Genomic DNA, 15,496 nt, shown 5'->3' on the forward strand with positions numbered 1-15,496 from the left:
GGACGACGCGGTTCTTCTCGTGTGTGCCCTTCGACAGGCTCAGGGACCGGTCATCCGACGCCGAGATAGGCCTCCTTGACGGCCGGATCGGCGAGCAGCTCCTTGCCGGTTCCGGTGCGGGTGATCGCCCCGGTCTCCAGCACGAAGGCGCGGTGCGCGCGTGCGAGCGCCTGGTTCGCGTTCTGCTCCACCAGCAACACCGTCGTGCCCTGCGCGTTGATCTCCGTGATGATCTTGAAGATCTGCCGGATGAACTGCGGGGCGAGACCCATCGAGGGCTCGTCCAGCAGCAGCACGCGCGGCTGGGACATCAGCGCCCGCCCGATGGCGAGCATCTGCTGCTCGCCTCCGGACATCGTGCCTCCCAGCTGCTTCTTGCGCTCGTCCAGCCGCGGGAAGAGCGAGAACACGCGCTCGTACGACTCGGCGACGCCCGACTTGCTCTTCAGACCGAACGTGCCCATGTCGAGGTTCTCCAGCACCGTCATGCCGGGGAAGATCCCCCGGCCCTCGGGCGACTGCGAGATCCCCTTGACGACGCGCAGGTGCGCCTTCATCTTGGTGATGTCCTCGCCATCGAACGTGATGGATCCGSTSGACGGCTGSAGCAGYCCCGAGATCGTGCGCATGGTCGTGGTCTTGCCCGCGCCGTTCGCGCCGATCAGCGAGACGATCTCACCCTCGTCCACCGAGAAGGAGATGTCGTGGATCGCCTTGATCCGTCCGTAGTGGACCGAGACGTCCTTCAGTTCAAGCAACGTCATCTTCGGGCACTCCCAGGTAGGCGGCGATCACGCGCGGATCGTTGCGGATGGCGGCGGGCAGGTCATCGGCGATCTTCTTGCCGAACTCCAGCACCACGATGCGGTCGGTGACACCCATCACGAGCTTCATATCGTGCTCGATGAGCAGCACCGTGTAGCCCTCGTCGCGGATGGAGCGGATGAGGGCCATCAGATCCTCCTTCTCAGCCGGATTGAAGCCGGCGGCCGGCTCGTCCAGGCAGAGGAGCTTCGGATCCGTTCCGAGGGCGCGGGCGATCTCGAGGCGTCGCTGGGATCCATAGGACAGATCCCGTGAGCGCTTCTGCGCGTGCTGCGCGATCCCGACGAAGTCGAGCAGGGCCATCGCACGATCGACCGAGCTCTTCTCCTCCCGCACGTGCCTGGGCAGCCGCAGCAGAGCTCCCGGCACCGAGGTGCGGTGCCGCGCGTCCAACCCGACGACGACGTTCTCCAGAGCGGTCATCTCGCCGAACAGGCGGATGTTCTGGAACGTGCGGGCGAAGCCCAGACGCGTGATCTGGTGCTGCTTGCGTCCCTTGACCGACTGGCCTTCGAGCAGCACGTCGCCGCTGGTGGGCTTGTAGACGCCGGTCATGGCGTTGAAGCACGTCGTCTTGCCGGCGCCGTTCGGTCCGATCAGACCGAGGATCTCACCGCGCTTGATGTCGAACGACACGTCGTCCAGAGCGGTGAGACCGCCGAAGCGGATGGTGAGGTTCTTCACCTCGACCAGCTTCTCGCCGACCTCGACCTCGATCTCGCGCTCGGACTCGGCGCCCTCGACGAGCGGCGGGTCCTCACCCGGCACGATGTCGGGCTGCGCGCCCTCGGGCATCTCGGCAGCCACCGCGTCCGTCACGGACTCCTCCGGAGCCGCGTCGGCGGGAACCTGGTTCTCGTTCGGATCGGTCATGACGCACCTCCCTCAGTGCTCGGCTTGGGCGTTCGCGTCTGTTCCGCCCTGGGGGGTTTCGGCGGCGCGATCCACTCGATCGCCTTACGCGAGTAGGCCATCAGACGCATCTTGGCCGGGATCAGACCCTGCGAGCGGTAGATCATCAGGATCACCAGAGCGACACCGAAGATGAGGTACTTGTACTCGGCGATCGCCGTGAAGCGCAGCGGGATGTACGCCACGATCGCGCCGCCCAGGATCGCRCCGACCTTGTTGCCCGTGCCGCCGAGGACGACGGCGGCGAGGAACAGGATCGAGGTCTGCACGTCGAACTTCTGGTTGTTSACGAAGCCGATCTGCCCTGCCATCAGCGCGCCGGAGAGGCCGCCGACGCTCGCGCCGATCGCGAACGCCCACACCTTGTACTTGAAGGTGGGCACGCCCATCGTCTCGGCGGCGTCCTCGTCCTCGCGGATCGCGATGAATGCGCGGCCGACGCGCGAGCGCTCGAGGTTGCCCACCAGCAGCAGCACGATGATGAGGATCGTGATGGTCAGCCAGTACCACGGTACGCCGTTCGAGTTGGAGAAGATCGGCACTCCGGAGGCGGTCTCCCCCGGCGGGCGACCGATGTTCTGGAAGCCGACCTGACCCTTCATGGCCGGGATGATCGTCGCGAGGATCCGCACGATCTCTCCGAAGCCGAGCGTCACGATCGCGAGGTAGTCTCCGCGCAGTCGAAGCGTGGGCACGCCCAGGACGACGCCGAAGATCATCGCGACGACCATGGCCGCCGGCAGCGTCCACAGGTACGGGATCTTCAGGTAGGGCGAGTCGGGGCTGGTGAACATCGCCGCGGTGTACTGGCCGACGGCGAAGAACGCGACGTAGCCGAGGTCGAGCAGACCCGCGTAGCCGACGACGACGTTCAGCCCGACCGCGACGAGCGCGTAGACCGCCATCGAGAACAGTGCGATCGACCAGTTGTTGCCCGGCGATGTGCTGAGCGGGAAGAAGTCCAGGAACGGCAACGCGTAGGCGATCGCGACCACGGGCAGCATCCATGCCCACTGCATGGGACGCGACATCTCGTTCCAGCGTTCGCGGAGCCCGCGGAACGGACCGCGACGTGCGGTGGTGATCGATTCTGTCTCGATCGTCTCTCGGGCCGACTCGGCCGTGGGCAGCGGGCGGGGCCCGTCGGATGAGGTGCTCATGCCTTGCTCCTTCCGAGCGTGGTGCCCAGGATGCCGGTCGGGCGGACCAGCAGCACGAGGACGAGGATGACGAAGGCCACGACGTCGGCCCACTGCGCATCCCCGAGGAGGATCTGCCCGTAGTTGCCGACGACGCCCAGCAGGATGCCGCCGAGCAGCGCACCCCGGACGTTGCCGATGCCGCCGAGGACAGCGGCGGCGAACGCCTTGACGCCGAGGATGAACCCGCCGTTGTAGATGACACCGGAGGGCACCAGCATCACGTAGAACAGGGCCGCGGCGCCGGCGAGCAGGCCGCCGATGACGAACGTGATCACGATGGTGCGCTCCTTGGAGACGCCCATCAGGGTCGCGGTGTCCGGATCCTGCGCGACGGCGCGGATCCCGCGTCCSGTSCGRCTGCGGCGGATGAACATGTCSGTRCCGACCATSAGCAGGATCGCSGMGACCACGATGATGATCTGCTGGTTSGTGATGATCGTGCCGAASACATCGAASACCGGCTCTGGGATGAACATCGTCACGGCGGGCTGCGCGTTCGCCCCGCCGACGAACGGCAGGAAGATGAGGTACTGGATCGCGAAGGAGACGCCGATCGCGGTGATCAGGAACGCGAGCCTCGGCGCGTTGCGTTTGCGCAGCGGTCTATAGGCCACGCGTTCCACGAGGAAGGCTGTGACCGCCGAGGCGAGCATGCCGACCACGAGCGCCAGCAGCAGATCCATGATGATCTCAGCCGGGCCGATGGTCGGGGCGCTCGGGCCGAAGCCGAGCGTGGTCAGTGTGACGACCACCCCGTATGCGCCCACGATGAAGACCTCGGAGTGGGCGAAGTTGATCAGGCTGAGCACGCCGTAGACGAGCGTGTAGCCGACCGCGATGAGGCCGTAGACGGCCCCGAAGGTGAGACCGTCGAAGGTCGCGCTCCAGAAGTTCTGGAAGAGCGCATTGACGTCGAAATTGATCCATGAGTTGTCCGCGTGCACGACGGACTGGGCGAGAAGATCCAGCATTCAGGTTCGCTTCCACAGGGGGCGCTCGTGGCGCCGGGAAAGAGCAGGAGAAGAAGGGCCCCGCGACGCAGCTCGTGCGTCGCGGGGCCGGTGGATCACTTGCCGATCTGTCCGACGTAGACGATCTTGCCGCCGTCGACCTTGTAGCCGTAGACCGCGGGAGCCTGCAGCTCACCCGTGGCGTCCCACTTGTAGTGCTTGCTCAGCCCGTCCTTGTCGTAGTTCTTGACCCAGTCCTTGAGGTCTGCGCGGGTCTGCTTGCCCGCGTCGATGCCGGCCAGCAGCACGGTGGTGGCGTCGTAGCCCTCGATGGAGTAGGTGCCGGGAGCCGCGTTGGACGCGTCCTGGTACTGCTTGGCGAAGTCGGTCAGCAGTTCGCCCGGGATGCAGGGGCAGGTGAAGTACGCGTTCTTGGACGCGTCACCGGCGAGCTTGATGAACTGGTCGTCCTTCACGCCGTCGGGGCCGACGAAGGCGCCCTTGTAGCCCTTGGAGACGAGCTGCTGGTCGAACGGCGCACCCTCGGCGTAGTAGCCGGCGTAGTAGACCGCGTCGGGCTTCGCGTTCATGATCTTCGAGATCGTGGCCGAGAAGTCCTTCTGACCGGTGGTGACCTTGTCCGTGCCCACCAGTGCGGAGCCGAGCGCGTCGCTGGTCGCGGTGCCGAGGCCGATGCCGTAGTCCGAGTCGTCCTGCACCAGGTAGACCTTCTTGGCCTTCAGCGTGTCGGTGACGAACTTCGCCGCGGCGGGACCCTGCTGCGAGTCGTTGCCGAGGGCGCGGAAGAAGGTGGTCCAGCCGTTCTTGGTCAGGCCGGGGTTGGTCGCCGACGGCGTCAGGTGCACGAGGCCCTGCTGCTCGAAGATGTTGCCGGTCGCCTTGGACTCTCCGGAGAACGGCAGGCCGATGACGCCGACGATGTCGGCCTCGCCCACGGCCTGGGTCACGGGACCGGTCGCCTTGTCGGGCGTTCCCTCGGTATCGAACTTCTTGAACTGCACCTGGCAGTCGGGGTTGGCCTTGTTGTGCTGGTCGATCGCGAGCTGCACGCCGTTGAAGATGTTGATGCCGAGCTGGGCGTTCGCGCCCGTCTCCGCGCCGATGTAGGCGATCGTGGTCGTCGCCGCGCACTTGCCCTTGCCGTCACCCGCGGGCAGGACGGCGTCCTTCGGGGTGTCGACCGAGGTGACGGCGGGGACGTCGATCCCGCCTCCGCTGCTCGACGTCGGAGTTCCTCCGGCCTTGTTCGCACAACCTGCGAGCAAGAGCAGGGCCGCTGCTGCTGCGACGCCCGCGGTGAGGGCCTTCTTTCGCATCATTTTGTGATTGCCTTCCGATTCGGGTCATCGACCGCTCCTTGCGAACGTCGATGTCATCAAGGGTGTGGTGAGCGTACCTCTTTGCACGCGCTCCGCGAACGACATTAGTCCGACGGCGTCCGGAATTTCGCTCCCCCGCGACGAACGGGTATTCGGATCGTTACATGCTGTTCTCGCGACCGACACATCCACGCACGCGACGCACGCTCCAGCCCCGCGGATCCCCCCGACGGCGAACGTCATCGACATCGTCGGCGAGGACCCACCGGGTAGCCTGGGAAGCCCACCCACGCTGTCGTCTGGAGTCCCGCGTGTCAGAACACACCGCCCACGCCAACATCGGAGTCGTCGGACTCGCCGTCATGGGCTCGAACCTCGCCCGCAACCTCGCGAGCCGCGAGGGCAACACCGTGGCGATCTTCAACCGCAGCTACGAGAAGACCCAGGGCGTGCTGGACGCGCACCCGGAGGCCGGCTTCATCCCCGCCTCCACCTACCAGGAGTTCGCCGACGCGCTGCAGAAGCCGCGCACCGCGATCATCATGGTCAAGGCCGGCGCCGGCACCGACGCCGTGATCGATGAGCTCGTGAAGGTGTTCGAGCCGGGCGACATCATCGTCGACGGCGGCAACGCGTACTTCCCCGACACGATCCGCCGGGAGAAGGCGGTGCGCGCCACGGGCATCAACTTCGTCGGCGCAGGCATCTCCGGCGGCGAGGAGGGTGCGCTCACCGGCCCGTCGATCATGCCGGGCGGATCCGACGAGTCCTGGGTGACGCTCGGACCGATCCTGCGCTCCATCGCGGCGATCGCCGAGGGCGAGCCCTGCGTGACCCACGTCGGCCACGACGGCGCAGGCCACTTCGTGAAGATGGTGCACAACGGCATCGAGTACGCCGACATGCAGCTCATCGCCGAGGCCTACGACCTGATCCGCCGCGGCACGGGCAAGACCCCGGCCGAGATCGCGGAGATCTTCGCCGAGTGGAACAAGGGCGAGCTCGAGAGCTACCTGATCGAGATCACCGCCGAGGTGCTCCGCCAGGTCGACGCGTCCACCGGCAAGCCGCTCGTCGACGTCATCCTCGACCAGGCCGGGGCCAAGGGCACCGGGGCCTGGACCGTGCAGACCGCACTGGCGCTGGGGGTGCCGGTCTCCGGCATCGCCGAGGCCACATTCGCCCGGTCCCTTTCCTCGCACCCCGAGCAGCGCGCCGTCGCCACCGCCCTTCCCGGTCCGGCGGAGGCCCTCACGGTGTCCGCCGACCAGGTCGACGCGTTCATCGAGGACGTGCGCCTGGCGCTGTACGCGTCGAAGATCGTGGCCTACTCGCAGGGCTTCGACGAGATCCGCGCCGGTGCGGCCGAATACGGCTGGAACATCGACCTCGGCGCGATCTCGAAGATCTGGCGCGGCGGCTGCATCATCCGCGCGCAGTTCCTGAACCGGATCGCCGACGCCTACGCGGAGACGCCGGAGCTGCCGGTCCTGATGACCGCGCCGTACTTCGCCGAGGCGCTCACCCGCGCCCAGGCCGCGTGGCGCCGCGTGGTCGTGACCGCCGCGCAGGCCGGGATCCCCGCGCCCGCATTCTCCTCGTCGCTGTCGTACTACGACGGGATCCGCGCCGACCGCCTTCCCGCCGCGCTCGTGCAGGGCCAGCGCGACTTCTTCGGCGCGCACACCTACAAGCGCATCGACAAGGAAGGCACCTTCCACACCCAGTGGTCCGGCGACCGCACCGAGATCGAAGCCGTCGACACGCACTGACGCGGCCCCACCGACGAGTCGTCCCCGTCAGCACACGCCAGAGTGTGCGCTGACAGGGACGACTCGCAAGTGGAGGGGCTTGCCTCGGAGCTCGGGTTCCTCAGACGTCGCTTCCGCGGAGGGTCGCGATGAGCCGGCTCGCGCCGAGCCGCTCCTGCAGGCGCGCGTTGTCCACGATCACGAGCCATTCCTCCCGGCCGTCGCGTCTGAGCGACCTCCGAGGGGGATCGCTCCGCCCCACGGCCGCGCAGGCGCACCGCCGACCTCGACCTGCACGCCCAGGATCGCGCCGTCCGCCGCGGAGGGGCTCTGCAGTCCGATGCTCGCCGTCGTGATCACCAGCAGGTCGTCGACGAGGGCGACCGCGGTCGGCCTCGTCGCGGGGAGCGCGATGGCCTCGTCGAGCGTCCCGTCGGGCGAGTAGCGGCGCACCTCCCCCGCATCCCACACCGCGACCCAGAGCATCCCCTCCCTGTCGATCGCCATGCCGTCGGGGTTCCCTCCTTCGACGGCGCACACCGTGCGGCGGTGCGACAACCGGCCGTCGGGGGCCACGTCGAAGGCCTCGATGCTGCGGTGCGGAAGCGTGTCGATGTAGTACATCGTGGATCCGGTGTCGTCGAAGACGAGGCCGTTGGACACCGTGACTCCGCCGAGGCGTTCGACCGCGATCCCGCGCCCGTCGATGCACCACAGCGCGCTGTGCGGATCCCGCGGCATCGACTGGCTCCCCACCCAGAAACGCCCGGACGGATCGCAGGCACCATCGTTCATGTAGTCGCCCGGCACGGCGAGGTCCGAGACGACGGGAACAATGCCGCCCTCATCCCCCACGTGCACCACGCCACGCTCGGCGGCGACGATCCACCCCGCGCCCGCCTCGACGAGGGGCGCCGGCGCGCCGATCTTCGCCCCGACGGCGAGGGATCCCGCCGGCACCAGCCTCGAGCCGTCCCAGCGCCCCCGGTGGAAGCGTCCCGTCGCCATGTCGATCCAGGCCAGACCACCGTCCCGGCCGTCCCAGCGCGGTGACTCGGCCTGAACGTATCGTTCGTCGGTGATGATCTCGACGGTTCGTGACCGGGGTGAACGCGACAACCTTGCCCTCTTTCACTGGTAGGCGATAACCGTTATGTGGCAGACTATCTCACAATATGCATATCTCTTGCGCGAAGTGCGAACCGATGATGAAGCGGGGAACCGGCCGATGACTCCTACCCTCCATGGCTTGATGCCGATCCTGGCGACGCCATTCGACGAGACGGGCGGGCTCGACCGCGCCGGCCTTCGGCGTCTGGTCGAATTCGAACTCGCATCCGGCGTCGACGGCGTGGCCGTGTTCGGGATGGCGAGCGAGGGCTTCGCACTGACGGCGGACGAACGGCGCGCGATCCTCGACGACGTCGTCTCGGTCGTCTCCGGACGCGTTCCCGTCATCGCCGGAGTCAACGGCACCTCGACGGCGACCTCGATCGAGCAGGCCCTCCTCGCCGAGGAGGGCGGCGCCGACGCGCTCATGGTGCTTCCGCCGTTCATGGTCAAGCCGGCGGCGGGCACGCTCGTCGACTTCTACGGCGACGTCGCGGGATCCACCTCCCTCTCCATCATGGTGCAGGACGCCCCCGGCGTCACCGGCGTGACGATGACGCCGGGGCTCATCGCCGAGCTCGCCCGTCTCGATCGCGTCGACTCCGTCAAGGTCGAGGCGCCGCCGACCGCGCCCAAGGTCGGAGCCGTCATCGACGCGCTCGGCGGGGCGGACTTCGCCGTGCTCGGCGGCCAGAACGCCCAGTTCTGCCTGGAGGAGTACGCGCGCGGCGCCGTCGGCACGATGCCGGCCTGCGAGTTCCCCGACCTGCTCGGACCGGTGCTGGCCGACTTCGTCGCGGGGCGCGTCGAAGAGGCGCGCGCGGGCTTCCGTCGTATGCTCCCTCTCGTGCTGATCGGACTGCAGGGCGGCATCGCGTGGGCGGTGCACAAGGAGGTGCTGGTGGCGCGCGGGATCATCGAGCACGCCACCGTGCGCTACCCGGCGGCCCGCCTCGACGCCGGCAGCCGCGCCGCGGTGCACCTCGTCCTCGAGGAGCTCGCCCTTCCTCCCCTGCCGACCGCGGTGCGCGTGTGAGCAGTCGTGTGCTGCTGATCGGCGGCGGATCCGACATCGGCATCGCCATCGCGCGCGCGTTCGCGGAGCGCGGCGACGCGGTCGTCGGCGTGGGGCTGGAGCCGACCGTCGATCCGGCCTTCGCGAGTTTCCTCGTCGCCGACTGCAGCCGCCCGGAAGGCGCGGAAAGGGCTGTCTCCGACGCGGCGGCCGCTCTCGGCGGCATCGACGTCGTCGTTCTCGCGGCGGCGCGGATGCCGATCGGCCGCGCCGACGCGACGAGCGACGAGGACTGGCGCGGGGCGCTCGGGGCGACCCTCGACTCGGCGTTCTTCGTCGCCCGCGCGGCGCTGCCGCTGCTCGCGCCCGGCTCATCGATCGTGGCGGTCACCTCGGTCAACGCCACGCTCGCAGCGCCCTCCCTGCCCGCGTACGCCGCGGCCAAGTCCGGTGTCGAGGCGCTCATGCGTCAGCTCGCACTGGACTACGGCCCGCGCGGGATCCGCGTCAACTCGGTGCAGCCCGGGAGCATCTCCGCCGCCGACACCGGCGAGACCGAAGGCTATCCGCTGGGCAGGATCGGACGCCCGGAGGAGGTCGCGTCCGTCGTCACCTTCCTCGCATCGGAGGGGGCGTCCTTCATCACCGGCGCCACCATCCCGGTCGACGGGGGGCTCTCGATGTCCTCCCCGGCCTCGTGGCTGAAGCCGGCGCTGCGCGACCGCTGGCTCTGACAACCGTTCCATTCGCATACGAATGCCGCGCCGGAGGATCTCCGGCGCGGCATTCGTATGCGTGACTCAGGAGTTGGAGTCGAGCAGCCCCTGCACTTCCTTCTTCAGGGCGTTGAGACCGGCCTGGACGTCCACCTGGCCGGCGAGGATGGTCGCGACACCGCCGCCGATCGCGGCGTCGATCTGCGCGGTCACGGCGACCCGGTCCCAGGCAGCAGCCCGGGCGTGCTCCGACACCTGGGTGCGGAAGGTCCCCTGGAACTTGTCGGCGGCGAGGGCGGGGATCTTGTCGGCGACGCTCTTGGCAGCCGGCGCCACGGCGGAGCGCTCGTACAGCGCCGTCGCCGCCGCGACATCGGTCGCCGCATATTTGATGAACTCTCGGCTGGTGACCTCTCCCTCGCCGGCCGTCGCGAACAGGCCGCTGCCCCAGGCGCGGTTGTAGGACTTCTTGCCGTCGACGGTAGGGCGGGAGATCGCGCTGACGTTGTCGAGGATGTTCTGCGCCGCGCCGTTCTTCTTCAAGAACGTCGGGACGAGCGGTGCGTCGTCGTAGAGAGCCGCCCGGCCGCTGGCGAAGAGGATGCGGGCGTCGCTGCGGGCGACGTTGGTCTGCGTGAGCCCTGCATCCATGAGGGACTTGTACCAGGTGATGGCCTTGACGCTCGCCGCATCGCCGATCGTGCACTTCAGATCATCCGTGACGACCTCGCTCCCGAAGCCCCACATCCAGTGCACGGCGTCCTTCAGGTCGGGGTTCTTCGTCACGGCCGCGTACGGGATCAGCGAGGAGTCCTGGGCCTTGATCTTCTCGAGCGCCGTCGCGAACTGCTCGACGGTCATGCCGGACTTGATGCCGACGCTCTTGGCGATCTCGCCGTTCGTGGCGATGCCGATGCCCGAAGCGGTCAGCGGCAGCACGAGCAGCTTGCCGTCCTTGGTGTAGGAGTCGAGGACGCCCTGGGGGATCCCGAGGCCCTTGGCCAGCTCGGTCAGATCGGCGAGCAGGTCCATGGGCGTGAGCACCTGCCATCCGCCCGACTGGCCGACGCCGAGGAGCTTGCCGGAGCGGCCGGTGAGCGCGAGCTGGGTGGCGGCCTGGTCGTACGGGTAGATCACCGGCGCGACGGTCACTCCTGCGTCCTTGGAGAACCCGTCGATGATCCCCTGCCAGGCCGGCTTGAGCGCTTCCTCGCCGAGCGAGTTGCCGTAGAAGTTGATGGTCTTGGCCTTGGTCGCGGCGTTCGCCGTGGCGCCGGGCGGCGTCGCGGCCGGAGTCGCGCAGCCGGCGAGCGCGAGGACGCCGAAAGCGGCCAGGGCGGCGCCGCCGCCGAGGAAGGCGCGACGACTCAACTGCGAGTTCGGGATGTTCATGGGCACAGCTCCTTCAGGGACAGATCGGGAATCAGGGTGTTTCGGGGACAAGCGGCTAGCCCTTCACCGCTCCGGCGGCCAGGCCGGAGACGAAGTAGCGCTGGAGGACGACGAAGATGATGACCAGCGGAAGCGAGGTGATCAGGGAGGCCGCCATGAGCGCCGGCCAATCCGCTGTGCCCTCGTGGATGAACGCCTGCGTGAGGCCGGCCGGCAGGGTCTGCTTGTCGGGACCTGCGAGCGTGAGCGCGAAGAGGAGGTCGCTCCATCCGCGCATGAAGGCGAACATCGCGGCGGTGATGAGCCCTGGCACGACGAGCGGGAAGACGATCCGGAACACGGTGGCGGTCCGGGAGAGGCCGTCGACCTTCGCAGCCTCGAGGATGTCGTCCGGAAGGCCGTCCATGATCCCCTTGAGCAGGAAGACGGTGAGCGGCAGCGTGAACGTCGTGAACGAGAGGATCAGGGCCGCATACGTGTACAGCAGGCCCGCGGAGCTCAGCATCAGATACAGCGAGATGAGCAGCAGCGCACCGGGGATCARCTGACCGATGAGGAACATGAACATGATCGCGTTGCGTCCGCGATAGCGGAACTTCGAGAGCGAGTAGGCCATCAGGCCGCCCACGAGCACGGCCAGCAGCGCSGTGCCGCTGGACACGATGACGCTGTTGCCGAGGTTCTTCAGGAGSGCRTCGTTCTGGAAGAAGCCGAYGAAGTTCTCGATCGTCGGATCCACCGGGAAGAACGGACGGTTCTGGGCGAACACGTCCTCCTTCTTCGTGAACGCGGTCGCCGCGAGCCAGTACACCGGCAGCAGGCCGAACAGGGCGAGCACGATGAGGCCCAGACGCCCGGGGACGGACAGATGAGGGCGGATGATCCCCTCGCCGACGTCGCGGTTGCGGCGCATCATTTCTCCAGTCGTCGGTTGAGGAGCAGATATCCGCTCGAGATGATCGCGAGCAGGACGAGCCAGAGCGCCCCCATCGCGGAGGCCTTGCCGAGCTCGTAGCTGCCGAAGGCGAGGTGGTAGAGGCTCACGGCGAGGGTCGTGGTCGAGTTGCCCGGCCCTCCGCCGGTCATGACGAAGATCGTGTCGAAGTTGCCGAAGTTGTAGATGAACTCGAGCACCGCGACGAGCGTGACGGGGCCGGCGATGTGCGGCAGCGAGATGTACCGGAAGCGCTGAGCGCGGGTCGCCCCGTCGATCGTCGCAGCCTCGATCTGCTCGCTGGGCAGCGTCTGCAGCACGGCGAGCGCGACCACCATGATCCAGGGGAAGGAGTGCCAGGTCTTTGCGATGATCACGGCGGCCATCGCTCCGACGGGGTTGCCGAGCATGCTGATCTCGGGCAGGCCGAGGAGCGTCAGGACGTGGTTCACGACGCCGTAGCTGTCGTTGAAGATCCACGCCCAGAGGAACGACACGACCACGCCGGGCAGCAGCCACGGCAGCATCAGCGCGCCCCGCAGGACGGTGCGGCCGCGCATCCGGGAGTTCAGCAGCATCGCCAGCGCGACGCCGAGGAACAGGGGGAAGACCGTGGACAACGAGGCGAACACGAGCGTCGTACCGAGTCTCGCCACGAACTCGTCCCAGATCAGCGCATAGTTGTCGAAGCCGACGAACGTGCGCTCCGGACGCAGCAGGGACTGGTCGTAGAGGCTGGTGCCGATGCTCGAGACGAGCGGGAAGATCGCGATCACGAGGAACAGCAGGACCGCAGGAAGTGCGATCATGAAACCGAAGGTGCGGTCCTTCGCGCCGAGCGTGGAGCGGCGTCCCGAGCGCGGCGGTGGGACCTGCTCGCGGATCTCTGGCCGCTCGAGGGTGGCTTGTGGCATGGCATTCACTTTCCGGGTGGGGTGGACCCTGCGGTCCCCTGCACGTCGTCGTCGCAGTCGTCGACGATGACGTGCAGTCAGTCAACCACAATGCGGATGTGAAATCCATAAAATGCATAAGACACCCACATTTGCCTTGCCTGGGGTCAACGGTCTCATTAGGATGACTGGCAACGGCTCCGCAGATGCGGTGGCCGCTGGGAGGAGAAGTCGCAATGGCATCGGAATCGGTGGGGGGCACCCAGACCGTGGAACGGGCGATGTCCTTGCTCGCCTGCTTCACGGAGGAGTCGGGTGAGCTGCGGGTCTCCGAGCTCTGCACGCTGACCGGGCTCGGGCAGTCCACCGTCTCCCGCATGATGTCGGCGCTCGACCGGATGAAGTTCGTCGTCCAGGACGGCCGGACCGGCCTGTACCGACTCGGGCCGGCGGCGGTCGCCCTCGGCACGATCGCGCTCAACGGCTCGCCGATCTTCCGCGCGTCGCGGCAGATCGCGCAGAACCTGGCCCGCCGGATCGAGATCGGCGTGAACGTCGCCGAGCTCAGCGGCTTCACCTTCACCTACCTCTGCAACTTCGAGGGCGCGCTCGCCCCGAAGTCGTTCGCGATGGCAGGACGTACGGGGCCTCTGCACGCCACCGGCCTCGGCAAGGCCCTGCTCTCGGGCATGACGTCCGAGAAGGTCGACGAGTACTTCGAGCACTCCCCTCAGCGCTTCACCCCGCACACGATCGTCGACCGCGACGCCATGCAGGTCGCGCTCGAGGAGAGCCGCAGCCGTGGATACGCGACTGAGATCGAGGAGCTCGCCTTCGGACGCGCCTGCATCGCGGCGCCGATCCACAACAGGGCGGGCGAGATCGTCGCCGCGCTGTCGGCGAGCGGCCCCCTCTCCGTGCTCGACCTGCACGCCCCGCACCAGGAACTCGCTCTGCAGCTCATCGAGGCGGCGGACGAGATCTCGGTCGCGCTCGGATACAGCCCTTCCCGCTCCGCGAGCGCCTTCGCGGCACTCTGACCCGCCGCCGCGATCCGATCGCGGCGCCCTGAAGCTCATCGCCGCGGCAGACGCCGTCGGCCTCTTCCCCCACGACTGTCTTCGGAGACCCTTGTGAAGATCACGCGCGTCCAGACGTTCCCCCTCTTCCTGTCGAGGGAGGATGCAGACGACTCCTATGCAGGCGACACGGGCGTCGCCCATCGCGGCTACGTCATCCGGCCGCCGTGGCGGAGCCTGTACTCCCCCGGCTACGAGACGCTCCTCGTCAAGATCGAGACCGACGAGGGGCTCGTCGGATGGGGCGAAGCCCTCGCCCCCGTCGCCCCCGAGGTGGTCGCCGCCGTGGTCGATCACCTTCTCGCCCCGCTCATCCTCGGCGAGGATCCGCGATCCGTGCGGCCTCTCTGGCACAGGATGACCGAGTCCATGCGCGAGCGGGGGCATCTCACCGGACACCAGGCGGACGCCATGGCCGCCGTCGACATCGCGCTCTGGGATCTCTGGGGACACGCGACGGGCCTCTCCGTCTCCGAACTCGCGGGCGGCCGCTTCGCCGAGATCCTGCCGACCTACGTCTCCGGGATCCGCGGAAACGACGACGCCGAGCGCGTCGACAAGGCGACGGCCTTCGTCGAGGCCGGCGTGCGGCGGATCAAGCTGCATCTCGGCACCGACATCCGCACCGACCTCGCCACCTATGACGCCATCCGCGCGGTGCACCCGGATCTCGATCTCGCGCTCGACGCGCACTGGACCTACCGTCTCGGCGAGGCGAAGGCCCTGGGACGCGAACTCGACGACCGCAGGGCCTGGTTCTTCGAGGCGCCCCTGGCGCCGGAGGACGTCGAAGGCCACCGCGATCTCGCGGCGTCACTCGCCACACCGATCGCCATCGGCGAGGCGATGCGCAGCCGTTTCGAGTTCACCGACTGGCTCGCCCGCAGGGCTGTCGGGCTGACGCAGCCCGACATCGGCCGCACGGGGATCACCGAGGGGCTCGCGATCGCCGCGGTGGCCGACGCCTTCCACGCACAGGTCGCACCTCACCATTCCGCCGCCTTCGGCCTCGCCATGGCCGCGGGGGTGCACGTCGCGGCGAGCGCGACCTCGCTGCTCGCCTTCGAGTACCAGCCGTTCACGCTCCCGGTCGCCAACCTCATCCTGACCACTCCGCTCGAGGTGCGACCGGATGGAGGCTTCATCGTCCCCACCGGCCCCGGACTCGGCGTCACGGTGGACGAGGCGGCCGTCGCGCAGTTCGTCCGGCGCTGACCGCACAGCACCCGGAACAGGGGTGGACCGGAGCCGCGCTCCGGTCCGCCCCTTTCCGTCAATCCCCGACCCTCACGAATTGCGCGGCGCTGACCCGGTGGATGCTCGTGTTGCGGACCTCCAGCCGCACGACGCCGGGAGCGCCGGCGTCGTAGCGGAAGG

The 15,496-nt window shown here is 68.1% G+C and carries 14 protein-coding genes; 5 read left to right on the plus strand and 9 right to left on the minus strand.

Annotated elements, in window-relative coordinates; translation table 11 throughout:
- Positions 1–50: 50 nt before the first annotated feature.
- From AC1DMN_RS09885 to AC1DMN_RS09905, 5 genes are all read right to left on the minus strand, one after another.
- Positions 51–764, minus strand: a complete 714-nt coding sequence (locus tag AC1DMN_RS09885; protein WP_477384182.1) for an ABC transporter ATP-binding protein — start codon at positions 762–764, stop codon at positions 51–53.
- Complete coding sequence (locus AC1DMN_RS09890; protein WP_440732373.1) at positions 751–1,698, minus strand: ABC transporter ATP-binding protein; 948 nt, start codon at positions 1,696–1,698, stop codon at positions 751–753. The genes AC1DMN_RS09885 and AC1DMN_RS09890 overlap by 14 nt, the downstream gene beginning before the upstream one ends.
- Positions 1,695–2,897 carry a branched-chain amino acid ABC transporter permease gene (locus AC1DMN_RS09895; RefSeq protein WP_477230824.1) on the minus strand — a complete coding sequence of 401 codons (1,203 nt, stop codon included), beginning with the start codon at positions 2,895–2,897 and terminating at the stop codon, positions 1,695–1,697. The genes AC1DMN_RS09890 and AC1DMN_RS09895 overlap by 4 nt, the downstream gene beginning before the upstream one ends.
- A complete protein-coding gene (locus AC1DMN_RS09900) occupies positions 2,894–3,910 on the minus strand; it encodes a branched-chain amino acid ABC transporter permease (RefSeq protein ID WP_477384184.1) in 1,017 nt (338 codons plus the stop codon). The genes AC1DMN_RS09895 and AC1DMN_RS09900 overlap by 4 nt, the downstream gene beginning before the upstream one ends.
- Positions 3,911–4,005: 95 nt before the next feature.
- Positions 4,006–5,229 (minus strand): branched-chain amino acid ABC transporter substrate-binding protein, encoded by a 1,224-nt coding sequence (locus AC1DMN_RS09905; RefSeq protein ID WP_440732376.1) that lies wholly within the window; start codon positions 5,227–5,229, stop codon positions 4,006–4,008.
- Between the two features lie 311 nt (positions 5,230–5,540).
- On the opposite strand from AC1DMN_RS09905, the gene gndA reads away from it, so the two are divergent.
- A complete protein-coding gene (gndA, locus tag AC1DMN_RS09910) occupies positions 5,541–7,001 on the plus strand; it encodes an NADP-dependent phosphogluconate dehydrogenase (protein ID WP_477230825.1) in 1,461 nt (486 codons plus the stop codon).
- Between the two features lie 177 nt (positions 7,002–7,178).
- On the opposite strand, the gene AC1DMN_RS09915 is transcribed toward gndA, so the two are convergent.
- Entirely contained in the window at positions 7,179–8,099 is a 921-nt protein-coding gene (locus AC1DMN_RS09915) for an SMP-30/gluconolactonase/LRE family protein (protein WP_477230826.1), read from the minus strand.
- A gap of 133 nt (positions 8,100–8,232) precedes the next feature.
- Between AC1DMN_RS09915 and AC1DMN_RS09920 the strand changes: the two genes are divergently transcribed.
- Both AC1DMN_RS09920 and AC1DMN_RS09925 read left to right on the plus strand, forming a co-directional pair.
- Entirely contained in the window at positions 8,233–9,126 is an 894-nt protein-coding gene (locus tag AC1DMN_RS09920) for a dihydrodipicolinate synthase family protein (protein ID WP_477384190.1), read from the plus strand.
- On the plus strand, positions 9,123–9,839 hold the full coding sequence (locus AC1DMN_RS09925) for an SDR family NAD(P)-dependent oxidoreductase (RefSeq protein ID WP_440732379.1): 717 nt from the start codon (positions 9,123–9,125) through the stop codon (positions 9,837–9,839). The genes AC1DMN_RS09920 and AC1DMN_RS09925 overlap by 4 nt, the downstream gene beginning before the upstream one ends.
- A 66-nt stretch (positions 9,840–9,905) precedes the next feature.
- Here AC1DMN_RS09925 and AC1DMN_RS09930 read toward each other — a convergent pair whose 3' ends face one another.
- Genes AC1DMN_RS09930 through AC1DMN_RS09940 form a run of 3 tightly spaced genes read right to left on the minus strand, consistent with a single transcriptional unit; the run spans position 9,906 to position 13,061 of the window.
- On the minus strand, positions 9,906–11,213 hold the full coding sequence (locus AC1DMN_RS09930) for an ABC transporter substrate-binding protein (protein ID WP_477230828.1): 1,308 nt from the start codon (positions 11,211–11,213) through the stop codon (positions 9,906–9,908).
- Positions 11,214–11,268: 55 nt separating this feature from the next.
- Positions 11,269–12,129, minus strand: coding sequence for a carbohydrate ABC transporter permease (locus AC1DMN_RS09935; protein WP_477384186.1), 861 nt, complete (start codon positions 12,127–12,129; stop codon positions 11,269–11,271).
- Entirely contained in the window at positions 12,126–13,061 is a 936-nt protein-coding gene (locus AC1DMN_RS09940; protein ID WP_477230830.1) for a carbohydrate ABC transporter permease, read from the minus strand. The genes AC1DMN_RS09935 and AC1DMN_RS09940 overlap by 4 nt, the downstream gene beginning before the upstream one ends.
- 215 nt (positions 13,062–13,276) lie before the next feature.
- Here AC1DMN_RS09940 and AC1DMN_RS09945 point away from each other — a divergent pair, with 215 nt between their 5' ends.
- Both AC1DMN_RS09945 and AC1DMN_RS09950 read left to right on the plus strand, forming a co-directional pair.
- Positions 13,277–14,080, plus strand: coding sequence for an IclR family transcriptional regulator (locus AC1DMN_RS09945; protein WP_375903730.1), 804 nt, complete (start codon positions 13,277–13,279; stop codon positions 14,078–14,080).
- Between the two features lie 93 nt (positions 14,081–14,173).
- Positions 14,174–15,334, plus strand: coding sequence for a mandelate racemase/muconate lactonizing enzyme family protein (locus AC1DMN_RS09950; RefSeq protein WP_477230831.1), 1,161 nt, complete (start codon positions 14,174–14,176; stop codon positions 15,332–15,334).
- Positions 15,335–15,496 lie beyond the last annotated feature (162 nt).

It is taken from the genome of Microbacterium sp. 01T413_2, assembly GCF_056398985.1.

What these genes read in the sequence shown, in the direction of transcription:
- AC1DMN_RS09890 (WP_440732373.1), bottom strand. Translation starts at nt 1,698, where the DNA reads ATGACCGATCCGAACGAGAACCAGGTTCCCGCCGACGCGGCTCCGGAG.
- AC1DMN_RS09940 (WP_477230830.1), bottom strand. Translation starts at nt 13,061, where the DNA reads ATGCCACAAGCCACCCTCGAGCGGCCAGAGATCCGCGAGCAGGTCCCA.
- AC1DMN_RS09930 (WP_477230828.1), bottom strand. Translation starts at nt 11,213, where the DNA reads ATGAACATCCCGAACTCGCAGTTGAGTCGTCGCGCCTTCCTCGGCGGC.
- AC1DMN_RS09945 (WP_375903730.1), top strand. Translation starts at nt 13,277, where the DNA reads ATGGCATCGGAATCGGTGGGGGGCACCCAGACCGTGGAACGGGCGATG.
- AC1DMN_RS09920 (WP_477384190.1), top strand. Translation starts at nt 8,233, where the DNA reads ATGCCGATCCTGGCGACGCCATTCGACGAGACGGGCGGGCTCGACCGC.
- AC1DMN_RS09905 (WP_440732376.1), bottom strand. Translation starts at nt 5,229, where the DNA reads ATGATGCGAAAGAAGGCCCTCACCGCGGGCGTCGCAGCAGCAGCGGCC.